Here is a 232-nt window from a genome sequence, read left to right as displayed (position 1 = left end):
TGACAGGCGCGCTGCAACCTGTCAGGCGGCAGTGGGGAATGGCGATGCCAGTGCCAACACCGGTGGAGCCCAGTTTTTCGCGAGCCCACAGGCTGTCGAAGACGTCTTGCCTCTCCAGCTCGGGTACTTGCTCGGCGAGCAGGTTGGCGTCCTTTTCCAGGGCGCGCGTCTTACTGCCGCCCGGCACGTGCACGCGGGAACGGCCGGGGGTGAGGCTGGGTGGGAGTCGGGG

1 protein-coding gene is annotated in these 232 nt (G+C 67.7%); it reads right to left on the bottom strand.

All coding sequences use genetic code 11. The annotated features are described in order from the left end of the window. The coding region (locus tag OH705_RS28905) for a PTS sugar transporter subunit IIA (protein WP_267303659.1) at positions 1–232 on the bottom strand (232 nt) is incomplete at both ends.

It is taken from the genome of Pseudomonas sp. BJa3, assembly GCF_026343815.1.
In the GTDB taxonomy this organism is placed as follows: Bacteria; Pseudomonadota; Gammaproteobacteria; order Pseudomonadales; family Pseudomonadaceae; genus Aquipseudomonas; species Aquipseudomonas soli.
This window is presented reverse-complemented; position numbering and strand designations above follow the sequence as displayed.